General features: G+C 62.1%; 22 protein-coding genes. 17 read left to right on the forward strand and 5 right to left on the reverse strand.

The window, feature by feature from the left end; genetic code table 11:
* Positions 1-8: 8 nt before the first annotated feature.
* From AC07XZ_RS01030 to pilG, 3 genes are read right to left on the reverse strand one after another with little or no spacing between them, the layout of a single operon-like run.
* Complete coding sequence (locus AC07XZ_RS01030; RefSeq protein ID WP_007953327.1) at positions 9-548, reverse strand: chemotaxis protein CheW; 540 nt, start codon at positions 546-548, stop codon at positions 9-11.
* Between the two features lie 10 nt (positions 549-558).
* A complete protein-coding gene (pilH, locus tag AC07XZ_RS01035; protein ID WP_007953328.1) occupies positions 559-924 on the reverse strand; it encodes a twitching motility response regulator PilH in 366 nt (121 codons plus the stop codon).
* A gap of 60 nt (positions 925-984) precedes the next feature.
* On the reverse strand, positions 985-1,389 hold the full coding sequence (gene pilG / locus AC07XZ_RS01040; RefSeq protein WP_007953330.1) for a twitching motility response regulator PilG: 405 nt from the start codon (positions 1,387-1,389) through the stop codon (positions 985-987).
* A 225-nt stretch (positions 1,390-1,614) separates the two neighbouring features.
* Between pilG and gshB the strand changes: the two genes are divergently transcribed.
* From gshB to AC07XZ_RS01075, 7 genes are all read left to right on the forward strand, one after another.
* On the forward strand, positions 1,615-2,586 hold the full coding sequence (gene gshB, locus AC07XZ_RS01045) for a glutathione synthase (protein WP_102685772.1): 972 nt from the start codon (positions 1,615-1,617) through the stop codon (positions 2,584-2,586).
* Between the two features lie 106 nt (positions 2,587-2,692).
* Positions 2,693-3,592, forward strand: coding sequence for an energy transducer TonB (locus tag AC07XZ_RS01050; protein ID WP_102685773.1), 900 nt, complete (start codon positions 2,693-2,695; stop codon positions 3,590-3,592).
* A 59-nt stretch (positions 3,593-3,651) separates the two neighbouring features.
* Positions 3,652-4,224 (forward strand): YqgE/AlgH family protein, encoded by a 573-nt coding sequence (locus AC07XZ_RS01055; protein WP_039767938.1) that lies wholly within the window; start codon positions 3,652-3,654, stop codon positions 4,222-4,224.
* Positions 4,224-4,661: a Holliday junction resolvase RuvX gene (ruvX, locus tag AC07XZ_RS01060; RefSeq protein ID WP_007953334.1), complete on the forward strand. Its 438-nt coding sequence runs from the start codon at positions 4,224-4,226 to the stop codon at positions 4,659-4,661. The genes AC07XZ_RS01055 and ruvX overlap by 1 nt, the downstream gene beginning before the upstream one ends.
* 81 nt (positions 4,662-4,742) lie before the next feature.
* On the forward strand, positions 4,743-5,246 hold the full coding sequence (pyrR, locus tag AC07XZ_RS01065) for a bifunctional pyr operon transcriptional regulator/uracil phosphoribosyltransferase PyrR (protein ID WP_039767937.1): 504 nt from the start codon (positions 4,743-4,745) through the stop codon (positions 5,244-5,246).
* A 27-nt stretch (positions 5,247-5,273) separates the two neighbouring features.
* Positions 5,274-6,278 carry an aspartate carbamoyltransferase catalytic subunit gene (locus tag AC07XZ_RS01070; RefSeq protein ID WP_007913665.1) on the forward strand — a complete coding sequence of 335 codons (1,005 nt, stop codon included), beginning with the start codon at positions 5,274-5,276 and terminating at the stop codon, positions 6,276-6,278.
* Positions 6,275-7,546, forward strand: coding sequence for a dihydroorotase (locus AC07XZ_RS01075; protein WP_102685774.1), 1,272 nt, complete (start codon positions 6,275-6,277; stop codon positions 7,544-7,546). Before AC07XZ_RS01070 ends, AC07XZ_RS01075 begins: the two co-directional genes overlap by 4 nt.
* Positions 7,547-7,582: 36 nt before the next feature.
* On the opposite strand, the gene AC07XZ_RS01080 is transcribed toward AC07XZ_RS01075, so the two are convergent.
* Positions 7,583-8,017: an NINE protein gene (locus AC07XZ_RS01080; RefSeq protein WP_102685775.1), complete on the reverse strand. Its 435-nt coding sequence runs from the start codon at positions 8,015-8,017 to the stop codon at positions 7,583-7,585.
* A gap of 249 nt (positions 8,018-8,266) precedes the next feature.
* Between AC07XZ_RS01080 and AC07XZ_RS01085 the strand changes: the two genes are divergently transcribed.
* Positions 8,267-8,884 carry a C40 family peptidase gene (locus AC07XZ_RS01085; protein ID WP_007953345.1) on the forward strand — a complete coding sequence of 206 codons (618 nt, stop codon included), beginning with the start codon at positions 8,267-8,269 and terminating at the stop codon, positions 8,882-8,884.
* 46 nt (positions 8,885-8,930) lie between these two features.
* Here the strand turns inward: AC07XZ_RS01085 and AC07XZ_RS01090 are convergent, their stop codons facing one another.
* Complete coding sequence (locus tag AC07XZ_RS01090) at positions 8,931-9,965, reverse strand: type IV pilus twitching motility protein PilT (protein WP_102685776.1); 1,035 nt, start codon at positions 9,963-9,965, stop codon at positions 8,931-8,933.
* 56 nt (positions 9,966-10,021) lie between these two features.
* Between AC07XZ_RS01090 and AC07XZ_RS01095 the strand changes: the two genes are divergently transcribed.
* The 9 genes from AC07XZ_RS01095 (at position 10,022) to hemW (ending at position 16,663) form a co-directional block, all read left to right on the forward strand.
* Entirely contained in the window at positions 10,022-10,708 is a 687-nt protein-coding gene (locus AC07XZ_RS01095; protein WP_102685777.1) for a YggS family pyridoxal phosphate-dependent enzyme, read from the forward strand.
* Between the two features lie 23 nt (positions 10,709-10,731).
* Complete coding sequence (proC, locus tag AC07XZ_RS01100; protein WP_102685778.1) at positions 10,732-11,550, forward strand: pyrroline-5-carboxylate reductase; 819 nt, start codon at positions 10,732-10,734, stop codon at positions 11,548-11,550.
* Between the two features lie 10 nt (positions 11,551-11,560).
* Positions 11,561-12,151, forward strand: coding sequence for a YggT family protein (locus AC07XZ_RS01105; RefSeq protein ID WP_011336374.1), 591 nt, complete (start codon positions 11,561-11,563; stop codon positions 12,149-12,151).
* Positions 12,148-12,435, forward strand: coding sequence for a DUF167 domain-containing protein (locus tag AC07XZ_RS01110; protein ID WP_102685779.1), 288 nt, complete (start codon positions 12,148-12,150; stop codon positions 12,433-12,435). The genes AC07XZ_RS01105 and AC07XZ_RS01110 overlap by 4 nt, the downstream gene beginning before the upstream one ends.
* 204 nt (positions 12,436-12,639) lie before the next feature.
* A complete protein-coding gene (gene metX, locus AC07XZ_RS01115; protein ID WP_007953360.1) occupies positions 12,640-13,779 on the forward strand; it encodes a homoserine O-succinyltransferase MetX in 1,140 nt (379 codons plus the stop codon).
* Between the two features lie 7 nt (positions 13,780-13,786).
* Positions 13,787-14,407, forward strand: coding sequence for a methionine biosynthesis protein MetW (metW, locus tag AC07XZ_RS01120; RefSeq protein ID WP_011336377.1), 621 nt, complete (start codon positions 13,787-13,789; stop codon positions 14,405-14,407).
* A gap of 26 nt (positions 14,408-14,433) precedes the next feature.
* Positions 14,434-14,868, forward strand: a complete 435-nt coding sequence (locus AC07XZ_RS01125) for a DUF4426 domain-containing protein (protein ID WP_085646974.1) — start codon at positions 14,434-14,436, stop codon at positions 14,866-14,868.
* Positions 14,865-15,461, forward strand: coding sequence for an RdgB/HAM1 family non-canonical purine NTP pyrophosphatase (gene rdgB / locus AC07XZ_RS01130; protein WP_011336379.1), 597 nt, complete (start codon positions 14,865-14,867; stop codon positions 15,459-15,461). Before AC07XZ_RS01125 ends, rdgB begins: the two co-directional genes overlap by 4 nt.
* Positions 15,458-16,663, forward strand: a complete 1,206-nt coding sequence (gene hemW / locus AC07XZ_RS01135) for a radical SAM family heme chaperone HemW (RefSeq protein ID WP_102685780.1) — start codon at positions 15,458-15,460, stop codon at positions 16,661-16,663. The genes rdgB and hemW overlap by 4 nt, the downstream gene beginning before the upstream one ends.
* The last annotated feature ends 13 nt before the right edge of the window (positions 16,664-16,676 follow it).

The following is a 16,676-nucleotide window of genomic DNA, read 5'->3' on the forward strand; positions in this document are numbered from 1 at the left end:
CTCGCCTGTTAAACCGCGACGTGCATGAAACTCGGTGACTGCGCCAGCGCAAACAGGCTGAACACCCGCCAGTTCTGCTCGCGCCGGAAATAGCCCTTGATGAACTCGCCCTTGGAGCCTTGCCGTTTACTGATCGAGACGGATTCGAAGCTGTCCTGCTCGAAGTGCTGCAGGCCGAAGACTTCATCGACCAGCAACCCGGCAAACACGTCCTGATGCTCTACCACCAGTACCCGCCGCTGTTTGCGCATCGGTGACAGCTCATGGCCGAAGAAGCCGCACAGGTCCATGACCGGCAGCAGCCGTCCGCGCAGGTTGGCCACGCCCTTGACCCACGGCTTGACGCCCGGCAACTGGGTGACACGCAGTTCGGGCAGCACTTCGCTGACTTCGCCCATCGGCGTGACGTACCAGTGCTCGCCCAGACGAAAGCCGATGCCGCTCCAGCGATCCTGGCGCGCCGGTTGCGACGGCAGGTCCGCCGCCAGCAGGCGACAGCGCTGGTCGATCTGCCACAACAGCTCGAACGCGGTCAGCGACTCGCTCATGGCGGCGCGATCAACCGGCCAGCACGTTGTTCAGGGTCTTGATCAGCGTGTCTTCGTCGACCGGTTTGGTCAGGTAGTCCTTGGCGCCCTGGCGGGTGCCCCAGACCTTGTCGGTCTCCTGATCCTTGGTAGTAATGATGATCACCGGGATGTGGCTGGTTTCCGCATCCTTGGTCAACTGACGGGTGGCCTGGAAGCCGTTGAGGCCGGGCATGACGATGTCCATCAGTACCGCATCGGGTTTTTCCTGACGGGCCAGGGCCACGCCGTCGGCGCCGTTTTCGGCTTTCAGCACTTCGTGCCCGTGCTTTTCCAGCATGCCGGTGAGTTTGTACATTTCGGTCGGCGAATCATCGACGATCAGGATACGTGCCATGGTCTTCCCCATTTTTCTTGTCGACACCGGGCCCGCTGGCCGAGCGTCTCTGTGCGTGTCTTACTGCGGCAAAGCGGCAGCGAAGCCCGGAACATGGGCCGAAATCGCGTCGAGCAGTTCTTCCTTGCTGAAAGGCTTGGTCAAAAATTGATCGGAACCGACAATCCGCCCCTTGGCCTTGTCGAACAGCCCGTCCCGGGACGACAGCATGATCACCGGCGTGCCCTTGAACGCATTGTTGTTCTTGATTAAAGCGCAGGTCTGATAACCATCCAGACGCGGCATCATGATGTCGACAAAGATGATCCCGGGATGGTGGTCGGCGATCTTCGCCAGGGCGTCAAAACCGTCGATCGCGGTGATGACTTCGCACCCTGCATTTTTCAACAGGGTCTCGGCGGTGCGACGAATCGTTTTCGAGTCGTCGATCACCATGACCTTCAAGGCGCTGGACTGCTGTTCCATAAGGGGGCTCTACCGTCGCCTTTGCGAATCAATTTGTCCGTTTTGCGATGCGTAATGGCTGGAAACCCTTGATGTTCAAGGGCCAGCACGACATGGCAGCCTTTTTAGCACAGTCTCCTGATCCAATCTATCGACGGGTTTTTCCTTGACCGAAAACCCGCCCGGCGCCACTCTGGCGGCACTTTTTTCATACCGATCCGGTAGCCAATTTTCGAGGAAAACCCAATGAGCGTTCGCGTCGGGATTGTCATGGACCCTATCGCCAGCATTTCCTATAAAAAGGATAGCTCGCTGGCCATGCTGCTGGCGGCGCAGAAGCGCGGCTGGGAACTGTTCTATATGGAACAGAAAGACCTTTATCAGGGCGAAGGCCAGGCACGGGCGCGGATGAAGCCGCTGAAAGTCTTCGCCAACCCGGAAAAATGGTTCGAACTGGGCACCGAGCAGGATTCGCCGCTCAGCGACCTGAACGTGATCCTGATGCGCAAGGATCCGCCGTTCGACATGGAGTTCGTCTACTCCACCTACCTGCTCGAACAGGCCGAAGCCGCCGGGGTGCTGGTGGTCAACAAGCCGCAGAGCCTGCGCGACTGCAACGAAAAACTGTTCGCCACCCTGTTCCCGCAGTGCACGCCGCCGACCGTAGTCAGCCGCCGCGCCGACGTGCTGCGTGAATTCGCCGCCAAACATGGCGACGTGATCCTCAAGCCGCTGGACGGCATGGGTGGCACCTCGATCTTCCGTCATCGCGCCGGCGATCCGAACCTGTCGGTGATCCTGGAAACCCTGACCGCCCTCGGCGCCCAGCAGATCATGGGTCAGGCCTACCTGCCGGCGATCAAGGACGGCGACAAGCGCATCCTGATGATCGACGGCGAGCCGGTGGATTACTGCCTGGCGCGGATTCCGGCCCAGGGCGAAACCCGTGGCAACCTCGCGGCCGGTGGTCGTGGCGAAGCTCGTCCGTTGACCGACAAGGATCGCTGGATCGCCGCCCAGGTCGGCCCGACCTTGCGCGAAAAAGGCCTGCTGTTCGTCGGCCTGGACGTGATCGGCGAGCACCTTACCGAAATCAACGTCACCAGCCCGACCTGCATCCGCGAAATCGACAATGCCTTCGGCACCGACATCGGCGGCCTGCTGATGGATGCGATCGAAGGCAAGCTGCAAGCGTCGAGCCGCAAGCCGCAAGCTTAAAGCCAGTGGTGTGCAGCTTGTCGCTTGAGACTTCAAGCTTGCAGCTAAAAACCAACATTGCGTTATCATGCCGAGCCCGTAAAAACGCGATGTTGGTTTTTCTCGAATGACACTTCCGTCCGATCTGCCCGCTGAACTCGCCCATAAAGGCGTGCGCCCGGTCGATCGCCTCGGATTTACCCTGTTTCTCGCGGCGCTGATCCATCTGGCGCTGCTGCTCGGCGTGGGTTTCACCATGGTCGAGCCCAAGCAGATCAGCAAAACCCTGGAAATCACCCTCGCTACCTTCAAGAGCGAAAAGAAGCCGGCGAAGGCCGATTTCCTCGCCCAGGAAAACCAGGAAGGCAGCGGCACCCTCGACAAGAAGGCGATCCCCAAGACCACCGAGGTCGCGCCGTTTCAGGCAAACGAAGTCAAGACAGTCACCCCGCCGCCCGCCGCCAAGCCGGAAGTGCAGGAAGCCGCGCCCAAGGCGGCCGTGACCACCGTCGCGCCGAAACCGAAAAAGGCGCCGACCAAGAAAGAAGAAGCCAGGACCGAGACCAAACCGACGGTCGACGCCCCGACCTTCGACAGTTCGCAGCTCTCCAGCGACATCGCCAGCCTTGAAGCCGAACTGGCCAACGAACAACAGCTGTACGCCAAGCGCCCGCGTATCCACCGCCTCAGCGCCGCCTCGACCATGCGCGACAAGGGCGCCTGGTACAAGGACGAGTGGCGCAAGAAGGTCGAGCGCATCGGCAACCTCAATTACCCCGACGAAGCCCGGCGCAAGCAGATCTACGGCAATCTGCGCCTGATGGTGTCGATCAACCGCGACGGCTCGCTGTATGAAGTGCTGGTGCTGGAGTCTTCCGGCCAGCCACTGCTGGATCAGGCGGCGCAGCGGATCGTGCGTCTGGCGGCACCGTTTGCACCGTTTACCGGGGACCTGTCGGACATCGACCGACTGGAAATCATCCGCACCTGGAAATTCGCCCGGGGCGACCGGTTGTCCAGTAACTGAGTCGATCTTTTGCCCGCTCCAGCTTGTCAGTTCGCCCCCCGAACGCCACACTAGCGCACATGAAAAACGTCAGCCCCAGCTACCTCAAGCATCACTTCCTGATCGCCATGCCACACATGGCCGACCCGAACTTTGCCCACACCTTGACCTACATCGTCGAGCACACGGCCAATGGCGCCATGGGGCTGGTGGTCAACCGACCGCAAGAGCTGAATCTGGCCGACATCCTCGAACAACTGCGCCCGGACATCGATCCGCCGGCGCTGTGCCAGCATGTGCCGATCTTCATCGGCGGCCCGGTGCAGACCGATCGCGGTTTTGTCCTGCACCCGGCGGGCAAGACGTTCCAGGCTACCGTTGAGCTGGAGGGCGATCTGGCCCTGTCCACCTCGCAGGATGTGCTGTTCGCCATCGCCGACGGCGTGGGCCCGGCCAAAAGCGTCATCACCCTCGGTTATGCCGGTTGGGAAGCCGGTCAGCTGGAGGCCGAACTGGCCGACAACGCCTGGCTGACCTGCCCGTACGACGCCGACATCCTGTTCAACACCAGCAGTGAACTGCGCCTGGAAGCGGCGGCCAAGCATCTGGGAATCAACCTCAGCCTGCTGACCAGCCAGGCAGGACACGCCTGATGGCCCTGCGCCTGATCCTCGGCTTCGACTACGGCACCAAACAGATCGGCGTGGCGGTCGGCCAGGTGATTACCGGCCAGGCCCGCGAACTGTGCACCTTGAAGGCGCAAAACGGTGTGCCGGACTGGAATCAGGTCGAAGCCCTGATAAAGGAATGGAAGCCCGACGCCGTGGTGGTCGGCCTGCCGCTGAACATGGACGGTACGCCCAGCGAGATGTGCGCCCGCGCCGAGAAATTCGCCCGCCGCCTCAACGGCCGCTTCAACCTGCCTTTCTATACCCACGACGAACGCCTGACGACCTTCGAAGCCAAGGGCGAGCGACTGGTGCGCGGTGGGCAGAAAGGCAGCTACCGCGACAACCCGGTGGACGCCATCGCCGCCGCCCTGCTGCTGCAAGGCTGGCTCGACGAAAACACCGCACTATTTGAATCCTGACAAGCGCTACGGCGCTTTTCTTTTGGTTACAACCCGAGCCCCGGTTCGCGAGAACCGGCTCGACCCCGAGAAGGAGCAACCATGAGCCTGCCCAATCCCGCCGATCTGATCAGCCAGATGGCGACCCGCCTCAAGGCGCACCTTGCCCAGCGTGATATCAGCGAACCGCGTTACATCGGCATCCGCACCGGCGGCGTCTGGGTCGCCCAGGCCCTGCTCAAAGAGCTGGGCAGCGATGCGCCATTGGGCACGCTGGATGTTTCCTTCTACCGCGACGACTTCAGCCAGAACGGCCTGCACCCGCAGGTGCGCCCGTCCGCCCTGCCCTTCGAAATCGAAGGCCAGCATCTGGTGCTGATCGACGACGTACTGATGAGCGGCCGGACCATCCGCGCCGCCATGAACGAACTGTTCGACTACGGCCGCCCGGCCAGCGTGACGCTGGTCTGCCTGCTGGACCTGGACGCCGGCGAATTGCCGATCCGCCCGAACGTGGTCGGCGCGACCCTGTCGCTGGCCGCCCACGAGCGGGTCAAGCTGTCCGGGCCGGAGCTGGCCCTCGAACTGCAAGACCTTGCCCTTTAATCCGCCCTATTGAGAGTCCCCCTCGCGATGACGCCTCTAGATACCAAGCGCCCGCTGCAGCTCAATGATCAGGGCCAGCTGCGCCACTTCCTCTCGCTCGATGGCCTGCGCCGCGAGTTGCTGACGGAAATCCTCGACACCGCCGACTCGTTCCTCGAAGTCGGCGCCCGGGCCGTGAAGAAGGTCCCGTTGCTGCGCGGCAAGACCGTGTGCAACGTGTTCTTCGAAAACTCGACCCGCACCCGCACCACCTTCGAACTGGCGGCCCAGCGACTGTCGGCGGACGTGATCACCCTGAACGTGTCGACTTCGTCGGCCAGCAAGGGCGAAACCCTGCTCGACACCCTGCGCAACCTGGAAGCCATGGCCGCCGACATGTTCGTCGTGCGCCACGGTGACTCGGGCGCCGCGCACTTCATCGCCGAGCATGTCTGCCCGCAAGTGGCGATCATCAACGGCGGCGACGGCCGGCACGCGCACCCGACCCAAGGCATGCTCGACATGCTGACCATCCGCCGTCACAAGGGCGGTTTCGAGAACCTCTCGGTGGCCATCGTCGGCGACATCCTGCACTCGCGGGTGGCGCGCTCGAACATGCTCGCCCTGAAGACCCTCGGTTGCCCGGACATCCGCGTGATCGCACCGAAAACCCTGCTGCCGATCGGCATCGAGCAATACGGCGTGAAGGTCTACACCGACATGACCGAAGGCCTGAAAGACGTCGACGTGGTGATCATGCTGCGCCTGCAGCGTGAGCGCATGACCGGCGGCCTGCTGCCGAGCGAAGGCGAGTTCTACCGCCTGTTCGGTCTGACCACCGCGCGCCTGGCAGGCGCCAAGCCCGATTGCATCGTCATGCACCCGGGGCCGATCAACCGTGGTGTGGAAATCGAGTCGGCGGTGGCCGACGGCCCGCACTCGGTGATCCTCAATCAAGTCACTTACGGCATCGCGATCCGTATGGCCGTGCTGTCGATGGCCATGAGCGGGCAAACGGCGCAACGTCAATTCGAGCAGGAGAACGCCCAGTGAAGCTCAGCATTCTCGGCGCCCGCGTCATCGATCCGAGCAGCGGCCTGGATCAAATCACCGATATTCACGTTGAAGCCTGCAAGATCGTCGCCCTCGGCGCTGCACCGGCCGGCTTCACCGCCGTCGAAACCATCGACGCCCAAGGTCTTGTCGCCGCTCCAGGCCTCGTAGACCTGAACGTCGCCCTGCGCGAGCCGGGCTACAGCCGCAAAGGCACCATCGCCAGCGAAACCCGCGCGGCTGCAGCCGGCGGCGTGACCAGCCTGTGCTGCCCGCCGAAAACCAAACCGGTGCTCGACACCTCCGCCGTGGCCGAACTGATCCTCGACCGCGCCCGCGAGGCCGGCAACACCAAGGTGTTCCCGATCGGCGCGCTGAGCAAAGGTCTGGATGGTGAACAGCTCGCAGAACTCGTTGCCCTGCGCGACGCCGGTTGCGTGGCGTTCGGCAACGGCCTCGAGAGCTTCCGCAACACCCGTACCCTGTGCCGGGCGCTGGATTACGCGGCGACCTTCGACCTGACGGTGATCTTCAACTCGCAGGATCACGACCTGGCCGACGGCGGCCTGGCCCACGAAGGCGCCACCGCCAGCTTCCTCGGCCTGCCGGGCATCCCGGAAACCGCTGAAACCGTGGCGCTGGCCCGGGATCTGCTGCTGGTCGAGCAGACCGGCGTGCGTGCGCACTTCAGCCAGCTGACCAGCGCTCGCGGCGTGGCCCTGATCGCTCAGGCCCAGGCCCGTGGCTTGAAAGTCACGGCAGATGTCGCCCTGTATCAGCTGATCCTGACGGACGAAGGGCTGATCGACTTCAGCAGCCTGTATCACGTGCAACCGCCGCTGCGCACCCGCGCCGACCGCGATGGTCTGCGCGAGGCGGTGAAGTCCGGCGTGGTCTCGGCGATTTCCAGCCATCACCAGCCCCATGAACGCGATGCCAAACTGGCACCGTTCGGCGCGACCGAGCCCGGCATCAGCAGCGTCGAGCTGTTGCTGCCGCTGGCGATGACCTTGGTCGAGGACGGTCTGCTGGACCTGCCGACCCTGCTGGCCCGTCTGAGCGCCGGTCCGGCCGAGGCCCTGCGGCTGCCGGCAGGCAAACTGGCGGTGGGTGGCGCGGCAGATATCGTGCTGTTCGATCCGAAGGCTTCGACCGTTGCCGGCGAAACCTGGCTGTCGAAGGGCGAGAACTGCCCGTTCCTCGGCCATAGCCTGCCGGGTGTGGTGCGTTACACGCTGGTGGATGGCCGGATCAGCCACCAGGCGTAACAAAAATGGCGAGGGAGCCAGCTCCCTCGCCATCACTTACTGAAAGGCACCCCGCCCTTCGGCGTTACGCACCGACACCTGATCGTTCAGCGTCCAGAAGTCATACAGCACCCCCAGAAAGAACAACCCGCCGGTCAGCAGGTACAGCAAACCTGTGATCCACTTGCCCTGATACATCCGGTGCACGCCGAACGCGCCGAGGAAGGTCAGCAGAATCCACGCCACGTTATATTCAATAGGGCCCGCCACGAAACGCAGGTCGGCTTGTCGATCCATCGCCGGGATCAGGAACACGTCGATCAGCCAGCCGATCCCCAGCAACCCGAAGGTGAAAAACCAGATCGTGCCGGTCACCGGCTTGCCGTAATAGAAGCGGTGTGAGCCTGTGAAACCGAAAATCCACAACAGGTAGCCGATCACCTTGCTATGGGTGTCTTTTTCCTTCACACGGGGCAGCTGATAGCCGTTCATTAAGACCTCGATTCACGCGATAGATAAATATTCTTTAATTCTTTGTGACTTTTTTACAGGTAGCCGACGTATGGCAAATGCTACCGTGTCTCCCGTCAAAGCCTTATAGCACCGGACTTCTGTCCGACAATTGCGTCTTTTTGCCGCTTATTTGGTTCCGTTGGCACCCGATTGAATCGACCAACGGCCTCGGAAGTGACAAAAAAGCTGTTATAAAGTTGCGCGCTAACACACCAAGAGCCCTGCCTAATGCGTCCATTTTTCAAGACATGGCTAACCATTTGCCTATTAATGCCACTGGCCGCCCACGCCACCAATCGTGAGCAACGTCTTCCAAACGTTAACGGTTTCACCCCTAAATCCCATGCCTCTGCTCCTTCGAACAAAGGCAAACAGGTCAAACACACCACGCTGAGCAGCAACGGCCGCAGCAAGCTGGTGCCACCGATGGCGACCAAGGAAAGCAGCAACGTCCTGAGTCGCGCGGTAAACGTCCTCGGTACACCCTACCGTTGGGGCGGCAGCAGCCCGAGTAAAGGCTTCGACTGCAGCGGTCTGGTGAAGTACGCGTTCAACGACGCCACGTTCGACCTGCCACGCACCTCGAACGCCATGGCCAGCGGTCACGGCGAGAAAGTCGAACGCAAGGACCTGAAGCCGGGCGACCTGATTTTCTTCAACATCAAGAGCCGTCGGGTCAATCACGTTGCCATCTATTTGGGCAACGATCGTTTCATCCATGCGCCACGGCGCGGCAAGTCGGTGAGCATCGACACACTGAACAAGCCGTACTGGGAAAAGCATTACGTGGTGGCCAAACGCGTATTGCCGAAAGAACAGGGGCAGATGCGCGTCGTTCAGCGCTGATTGTTCAGGTACAAAAAACGCAGCCCAAGGGCTGCGTTTTTTTTGCCTAAAAGTTATCCGGCGTGCGCGCCTTCTCCCGCGCATGTTCACGGCTGATCAAGCCTTTGGTAACCAGATCCTTCAGGCACATGTCGAGTGTCTGCATCCCCAGTGAGCCGCCGGTCTGGATCGCCGAATACATCTGCGCCACCTTGTCCTCACGGATCAGGTTACGGATCGCCGAGGTACCCAGCATGATTTCGTGCGCCGCCACCCGGCCACCGCCGATCTTCTTGATCAGCGTCTGCGACACCACCGCCAGCAACGACTCCGACAGCATCGAGCGCACCATGGACTTTTCGTCCCCGGGGAACACGTCCACCACCCGGTCGATGGTCTTGGCTGCCGACGTGGTGTGCAAGGTGCCGAACACCAGGTGCCCGGTTTCGGCGGCGGTGAGTGCCAGGCGGATGGTTTCCAGATCACGCATCTCGCCCACCAGGATCACGTCCGGGTCTTCGCGTAGGGCTGAACGCAATGCGGTGGCGAAACTGCAGGTATCGCGATGGACTTCGCGCTGATTGATCAGGCATTTGCGCGATTCGTGGACGAATTCGATCGGATCTTCGATGGTCAGGATGTGGTGATGACGATGGGTGTTGAGGTAATCGATCATTGCCGCCAGGGTCGTGGACTTGCCGGAGCCGGTCGGCCCGGTAACCAGTACCAGCCCGCGCGGCGCATCGGTGATCTTGCGAAAGACGTCACCCATGGCCAGGTCTTCCATGGTCAGCACTTTTGACGGGATGGTCCGGAACACCGCCCCGGCGCCCCGGTTCTGGTTGAAGGCATTGACCCGAAAGCGCGCCACGCCGGGGACTTCGAAGGAAAAGTCGGTCTCCAGATGTTTCTCGAAGTCCACCCGCTGGGTGTCGTTCATGATGTCGTAGATCAGCTCGTGCACCTGTTTGTGATCCAGCGCCGGCAGATTGATCCGCCGCACGTCGCCATCCACGCGGATCATCGGCGGCAGACCGGCCGACAGGTGCAGGTCGGAAGCGCCCTGTTTGGCGCTGAAGGCCAGCAGTTCAGTGATATCCATAGCGTCCCTCAATTCCAGTAGAATGCCGCGAACCTTCAGACCGCTGGCGCCTCTTGATGTCCACGATAGCAGACAACATTCTCCAGGTTAGTTCGCGTATTCATGCCGCCACCGCTGCCGCCGGACGCGATGAAAACAGCGTCCAGCTGCTGGCCGTGAGCAAGACCAAACCGGCCGAAGCCCTGCGCGAAGCGTACGCCGCCGGCCTGCGCGACTTTGGCGAGAACTACCTGCAAGAGGCCTTGGGCAAACAGCTCGAACTGGCCGACCTGCCCTTGATCTGGCACTTCATCGGCCCCATTCAGTCGAACAAGACCCGCTCGATTGCCGAGCATTTCGCCTGGGTGCACTCCGTGGATCGTCTGAAAATCGCCCAACGCCTGTCCGAACAACGCCCGGCGGATCTGCCGCCACTGAACATCTGCATTCAGGTCAACGTCAGCGGTGAGGCCAGCAAGTCCGGCTGCACGCCGCAAGACCTGCCGGCGCTGGCCCAGGCCATCAGCGCCCTGCCACGCCTGAAGCTGCGCGGGTTGATGGCGATTCCCGAACCGACTGAAGATCGCGCCGAGCAGGATGCTGCATTCGCCGCCGTTCAGAAGTTGCAGGCCAGCCTCGATCTGCCGCTCGACACACTTTCCATGGGCATGAGCCACGACCTCGAGTCGGCCATTGCCCAGGGCGCGACCTGGGTCCGTATCGGTACGGCCCTGTTCGGCGCCCGCGACTATTCCCAATCTTGACCATTTCCAGATAAGGACCTGACATGAGCAACACACGTATTGCCTTTATCGGTGCCGGCAACATGGCCGCCAGCCTGATCGGCGGCCTGCGGGCCAAGGGTCTGGAAGCTGCACACATTCGCGCCAGCGATCCGGGTGAAGAAACCCGCGCCAAAGTCAGCGCCGAACACGGCATCGAAACCTTCGCCGACAACGCCCAGGCCATCGACGGCGCCGACGTTGTCGTGCTGGCAGTCAAGCCACAGGCCATGAAAGCCGTGTGCGAAGCGATTCGCCCCAGCCTGAAACCGAATCAACTGGTGGTCTCCATCGCCGCCGGCATCACCTGCGCCAGCATGACCGCATGGCTTGGCGAGCAACCGATCGTGCGCTGCATGCCGAACACCCCGGCGCTGCTGCGTCAGGGCGTTAGCGGTTTGTACGCTACCGACGAAGTGAGTGCCGAACAACGCCAGCAGGCTGAAGAACTGCTGTCCGCCGTGGGCATTGCCCTGTGGCTGAACGAAGAGCAGCAACTGGACGCCGTCACCGCCGTCTCCGGTTCCGGCCCGGCGTACTTCTTCCTGCTGATCGAAGCCATGACCGCCGCCGGCGTCAAACTCGGCCTGCCGAAGGAAACCGCCGAGCAGCTGACCTTGCAGACCGCGCTGGGAGCCGCGCACATGGCCGTGTCCAGCGACGTCGACGCCGCCGAACTGCGCCGCCGCGTGACCTCGCCAGCGGGCACCACGGAAGCTGCGATCAAATCGTTCCAGGCCGGAGGCTTCGAAGCCCTGGTGGAAAAAGCACTCGGCGCCGCCGCGCACCGCTCGGCCGAAATGGCCGAACAACTGGGCAAATAAGGAGCCTTACATGATTGGATTGAACACCGCAGCGGTCTACGTGCTGCAAACCCTTGGCAGCCTGTACCTGCTGATCGTGCTGCTGCGCTTCGTCCTGCAACTGGTGCGGGCGAACTTCTACAACCCGCTGTGCCAGTTTGTGGTCAAGGCCACGCAGCCGCTGCTCAAGCCACTGCGCCGGATCATCCCGAGCCTGTTCGGCCTCGACATGTCGTCGCTGGTATTGGCGATTCTCGTGCAACTGGCGCTGATGGCGCTGACCCTGCTGCTGACCTATGGCACTACCGGTAACCCGCTGCAACTGCTGATCTGGTCGCTGATCGGCGTGACGGCGCTGTTCCTGAAGATTTTCTTCTGGGCCATGATCATCAGCATCATCCTGTCCTGGGTCGCACCGGGCAGCCACAATCCGGGCGCCGAACTGGTGAACCAGATCTGCGAACCGGCCCTGGCGCCGTTCCGCCGCATCCTGCCGAACCTCGGTGGTCTGGACCTGTCGCCGATCTTCGCCTTCCTCGTGCTGAAGCTGATCGACATGCTGGTGATCAACAACCTCGCGGCGATGACGATGATGCCGGAAATCCTGCGCCTGCTGATGTGAGCTGGTTTCGCTGGGACGGTGACGACCTGATTCTGGAATGTCACCTGCAACCGGCCGCCCGCAGCGATGATTTCTGCGGGCTGCACGGTGATCGCCTGAAAATTCGCCTGACCGCGCCGCCGGTCGAGGGCAAGGCCAATGCGTACCTGATGGGGTTTCTGGCCAAGGCTTTTGGGGTTTCCAAAAGCCAGGTCAGTTTGCTCAGCGGCGAGTTGAACCGGCAGAAGCGGGTGAAGATCTGCTCGCCGAAGAAGTTGCCGGATCTGCCCGGACTAGTGCGCTGATCGTTCCCACGTCGAGGCGTCGAACCGTCCGCGTGGGAATGCATCCCGGGACGCTCCGCGTCCCCCGCCGAAGCGGACGCGGAGCGTCCAATGAGGCGTTCCCACGCGGAGCGTGGGAACGAGCGCAAATCAGGCCTGATCGTTGCTTGCCGCTAACCCCACCGGTCTTTAGACTTACGCCTCATTTCAACGAGAGCAGGGTCGATGCCAGCTGCCTTTCCCCCCGATTCTGTTGGTCTGGTGACGCCGCAAACGGCGCACTTCAGCGAACCGCTGGCCCTGGCCTGCGGCCGTTCGCTGGCCGATTATGACCTGATCTACGAAACCTACGGCACGCTGAACGCGCAAGCGAGCAACGCCGTGCTGATCTGCCACGCCTTGTCCGGCCACCACCACGCTGCGGGTTATCACAGCGTCGACGACCGCAAGCCCGGTTGGTGGGACAGCTGCATCGGCCCCGGCAAACCGATCGACACCAACAAGTTCTTCGTGGTCAGCCTGAACAACCTCGGCGGTTGCAACGGCTCCACCGGCCCGAGCAGCCTCAACCCGGAAACCGGCAAGCCGTTCGGCGCCGACTTCCCGGTGCTGACCGTGGAAGACTGGGTGCACAGCCAGGCACGTCTGGCCGACCTGCTCGGCATCGGCCAGTGGGCCGCGGTGATCGGCGGCAGCCTGGGCGGCATGCAGGCGCTGCAATGGACCATCACGTATCCGGATCGCGTGCGTCACTGCCTGGCCATCGCCTCGGCCCCGAAGCTGTCGGCGCAGAACATCGCCTTCAACGAAGTGGCGCGCCAGGCGATCCTCACCGACCCGGAATTCCACGGCGGCTCGTTCCAGGAACAGGGCGTGATCCCCAAACGCGGCCTGATGCTAGCGCGGATGGTCGGACACATCACGTATCTGTCCGACGACTCCATGGGCGAGAAATTCGGCCGTGGCCTGAAGAGCGAAAAGCTCAACTACGACTTCCACAGTGTCGAGTTCCAGGTCGAAAGCTACCTGCGCTATCAGGGCGAAGAGTTCTCCGGGCGCTTCGATGCCAACACTTATCTGTTGATGACCAAGGCGCTGGACTACTTCGATCCGGCAGCGAACTTCAACGATAACCTGGCGAAAACCTTCGAAGGTGCAAAAGCCAGGTTCTGCGTGATGTCGTTTACCACCGACTGGCGTTTCTCCCCGGCCCGCTCGCGGGAACTGGTGGATGCGCTGATGGCTGCGCGCAAGGACGTCAGCTACCTGGAAATCGACGCGCCGCAGGGCCACGACGCCTTCCTGATTCCGATCCCGCGCTATTTGCAGGCGTTCGGCAATTACATGAACCGCATTACGTTGTGAGAAAGCCATGAGAGCTGATCTGGAAATCATCCAGGAATGGATCCCCGCCGGCAGCCGCGTGCTCGACCTCGGCTGCGGTGACGGCGAGTTGCTGACCTGGCTGCGCGACCACAAGCAGGTCACCGGCTATGGCCTGGAAAACGACCCGGACAACATCGCCGAGTGCGTGGCCAAGGGCATCAACGTCATCGAACAGGATCTGGACAAGGGCCTGGGCAACTTCGCCAGCAACAGCTTCGACATCGTGGTGATGACCCAGGCCCTGCAAGCCGTGCATTACCCGGACAAGATCCTCGACGAAATGCTGCGGGTCGGACGCCAGTGCATCATCACCTTCCCCAACTTCGGTCACTGGCGCTGCCGCTGGTATCTGGCGAGCAAGGGCCGGATGCCGGTGTCGGAATTTCTGCCGTACACCTGGTACAACACGCCGAACATCCACTTCTGCACCTTCGAAGACTTTGAAGAACTTTGTCGCGAACGTGAGGCGAAGGTCATTGATCGGCTTGCCGTGGATCAACAGCACCGCCACGGGTGGGCCAGTAAGCTATGGCCTAATCTGTTAGGTGAGATCGGTATCTACCGCGTCAGCAGCCCGGGGCTTGCGGATCACAGAATCGCGGTCTGAACCACGACATTGCGAGGAGAACGAACATGGGACGCTTGATTACCGCGCTATTGGCCGCCTGCCTGAGCCTGTCGGCCGTGGCCGCCGATGCCATCAAGGGCGAACGCAAGGAAGTGTTCGGTGATGTCACCGTGCATTACAACACCTTCAACTCGACCTTCCTGACGCCGGACATCGCCAAGGCTGCCGAGCTGATCCGCAGCAAGAACCAGGGCGTGATCAATGTCTCGGTAATCAAGGACGGCAAACCGCTGATCGCCCAGGTCAGTGGCACCGTCAAGGACCTGACCAGCCAGAGCGTGCCGCTGACCTTCCGCCAGATCACCGAGCAAGGCGCGATCTACTACATCGCCCAGTACCCGGTGGAGCAGCAGGAAACCCGCACCTTTGAAATCAAGGTGCAGACCGGCGACAAGATCAACACCCTCAATTTCAACCAAGAGCTTTTCCCTGGCCAATGATCAATCTCAAGCAACTCGTACTGGCCAGCCATAACGCCGGCAAACTCAAGGAACTCCAGGCCATGCTCGGCGATTCGGTGCAACTGCGCTCGATCGGCGAATTCAGCAGTGTGGAGCCGGAAGAAACCGGTCTGTCGTTCGTCGAGAACGCGATCCTCAAGGCGCGCAATGCCGCTCGCATTTCCGGGCTGCCGGCGCTGGCCGACGATTCGGGCCTGGCGGTCGATTTCCTCGGCGGTGCGCCGGGCATCTACTCGGCGCGCTACGCCGACGGCAAGGGTGACGCGGCGAACAACGCCAAACTGCTCGACGCCTTGAAGGACGTGCCGGAAGCCGAGCGTGGCGCGCAGTTCGTCTGCGTGCTGGCGCTGGTGCGTCATGCCGACGATCCGCTGCCGATCCTCTGCGAAGGTCTGTGGCACGGGCGCATCCTGACCGCCGCCAGCGGTGAGCACGGTTTCGGCTACGACCCGCTGTTCTGGGTACCGGAGCGTAACGTGTCCAGCGCCGAGCTGAGCCCGAGCGACAAGAACCAGATCAGCCACCGCGCCCGTGCAATGGATCTGCTGCGCCAGCGTCTGGGCTTGAAATGACCGATAGCTCCTGCGCGTCGTCGCTGATTATCGGCGGCGCCGCCTCCTCGCCTCGGGCACCGTTACCGACGCTGCCGCCCCTGGCGCTGTACATCCACATCCCGTGGTGTGTGCGCAAATGCCCCTATTGCGACTTCAACTCCCACACCGCCAGCCCGGTGCTGCCGGAGCAGGAGTACGTCGACGCGATGCTGGCAGACCTCGATCAGGATCTGCACGCGGTGTATGGCCGTGAGTTGAGTTCGATCTTCTTTGGCGGCGGCACGCCGAGCCTGTTCAGCGCCGAAGCCCTTGGTCGACTGCTGGAAGGCGTGAAACAACGCATTCCGTTTGCCGACGATATCGAAATCACCCTGGAAGCCAACCCCGGGACCTTCGAGCAAGAAAAGTTCGTCGCCTACCGCAAACTGGGGATCAATCGCCTGTCGATCGGCATCCAGAGCTTCCAGCAGGAAAAGCTCAAGGCTCTCGGCCGTATCCACAATGGCGATGAAGCCGTGCGGGCGGCAGGCATGGCGCGCCAGGCCGGGTTCGATAACTTCAACCTCGACTTGATGCACGGCTTGCCGGACCAGTCGCTGGAAGATGCCCTGAGCGATCTGCGCCAGGCGATCGAGCTGAAGCCAACGCACATTTCCTGGTATCAGCTGACACTGGAGCCGAACACCGTGTTCTGGAACCAGCCGCCGGTGCTGCCGGAAGACGACACGCTGTGGGACATTCAAGAGGCCGGACAGGCGCTGCTGGCCGAGCACGGTTACGCGCAGTACGAAGTTTCGGCCTACGCGCAACCGGGTCGCCCGGCGCGGCACAACCTGAATTACTGGAGCTTCGGCGACTTCATCGGCATCGGCGCCGGCGCCCACGGCAAGCTCAGCCATCCGGACGGGCGCATCGTGCGCACCTGGAAGACGCGCCTGCCGAAGGACTACCTCAACCCGGCCAAAAGCTTCCAGGCCGGCGAGAAAGCCCTGACCAACGACGAGATGCCGTTCGAATTCCTGATGAACGCCCTGCGCCTGACCGCCGGCGTCGAATCGCGCCTGTACCCGGAGCGCACCGGCCTGCCGCTGGAGAGCCTCGACGAACACCGGCGCGAGGCCGAACAAAGCGGTCTGTTGCAGGTCGAACCGTCACGTCTGGCGGCCACCGAGCGCGGACAACTGTTCCTCAACGACTTGCTGCAGAAATTTCTGAGCTGACCGCTCTTAAGGA

The organism is Pseudomonas sp. GW458-11-26-14-LB4 (assembly GCF_059423925.1).

Excerpts from the sequence above, each read along its gene's own strand:
- AC07XZ_RS01030 (WP_007953327.1), bottom strand. The coding sequence starts at position 548 with ATGAGCGAGTCGCTGACCGCGTTCGAGCTGTTGTGGCAGATCGACCAG.
- pilH (WP_007953328.1), bottom strand. The coding sequence starts at position 924 with ATGGCACGTATCCTGATCGTCGATGATTCGCCGACCGAAATGTACAAA.
- pilG (WP_007953330.1), bottom strand. The coding sequence starts at position 1,389 with ATGGAACAGCAGTCCAGCGCCTTGAAGGTCATGGTGATCGACGACTCG.
- gshB (WP_102685772.1), top strand. The coding sequence starts at position 1,615 with ATGAGCGTTCGCGTCGGGATTGTCATGGACCCTATCGCCAGCATTTCC.
- AC07XZ_RS01050 (WP_102685773.1), top strand. The coding sequence starts at position 2,693 with ATGACACTTCCGTCCGATCTGCCCGCTGAACTCGCCCATAAAGGCGTG.
- AC07XZ_RS01055 (WP_039767938.1), top strand. The coding sequence starts at position 3,652 with ATGAAAAACGTCAGCCCCAGCTACCTCAAGCATCACTTCCTGATCGCC.
- ruvX (WP_007953334.1), top strand. The coding sequence starts at position 4,224 with ATGGCCCTGCGCCTGATCCTCGGCTTCGACTACGGCACCAAACAGATC.
- pyrR (WP_039767937.1), top strand. The coding sequence starts at position 4,743 with ATGAGCCTGCCCAATCCCGCCGATCTGATCAGCCAGATGGCGACCCGC.
- AC07XZ_RS01070 (WP_007913665.1), top strand. The coding sequence starts at position 5,274 with ATGACGCCTCTAGATACCAAGCGCCCGCTGCAGCTCAATGATCAGGGC.
- AC07XZ_RS01080 (WP_102685775.1), bottom strand. The coding sequence starts at position 8,017 with ATGAACGGCTATCAGCTGCCCCGTGTGAAGGAAAAAGACACCCATAGC.
- AC07XZ_RS01085 (WP_007953345.1), top strand. The coding sequence starts at position 8,267 with ATGCGTCCATTTTTCAAGACATGGCTAACCATTTGCCTATTAATGCCA.
- AC07XZ_RS01090 (WP_102685776.1), bottom strand. The coding sequence starts at position 9,965 with ATGGATATCACTGAACTGCTGGCCTTCAGCGCCAAACAGGGCGCTTCC.
- AC07XZ_RS01095 (WP_102685777.1), top strand. The coding sequence starts at position 10,022 with ATGTCCACGATAGCAGACAACATTCTCCAGGTTAGTTCGCGTATTCAT.
- proC (WP_102685778.1), top strand. The coding sequence starts at position 10,732 with ATGAGCAACACACGTATTGCCTTTATCGGTGCCGGCAACATGGCCGCC.
- AC07XZ_RS01105 (WP_011336374.1), top strand. The coding sequence starts at position 11,561 with ATGATTGGATTGAACACCGCAGCGGTCTACGTGCTGCAAACCCTTGGC.
- metX (WP_007953360.1), top strand. The coding sequence starts at position 12,640 with ATGCCAGCTGCCTTTCCCCCCGATTCTGTTGGTCTGGTGACGCCGCAA.
- metW (WP_011336377.1), top strand. The coding sequence starts at position 13,787 with ATGAGAGCTGATCTGGAAATCATCCAGGAATGGATCCCCGCCGGCAGC.
- AC07XZ_RS01125 (WP_085646974.1), top strand. The coding sequence starts at position 14,434 with ATGGGACGCTTGATTACCGCGCTATTGGCCGCCTGCCTGAGCCTGTCG.
- rdgB (WP_011336379.1), top strand. The coding sequence starts at position 14,865 with ATGATCAATCTCAAGCAACTCGTACTGGCCAGCCATAACGCCGGCAAA.
- hemW (WP_102685780.1), top strand. The coding sequence starts at position 15,458 with ATGACCGATAGCTCCTGCGCGTCGTCGCTGATTATCGGCGGCGCCGCC.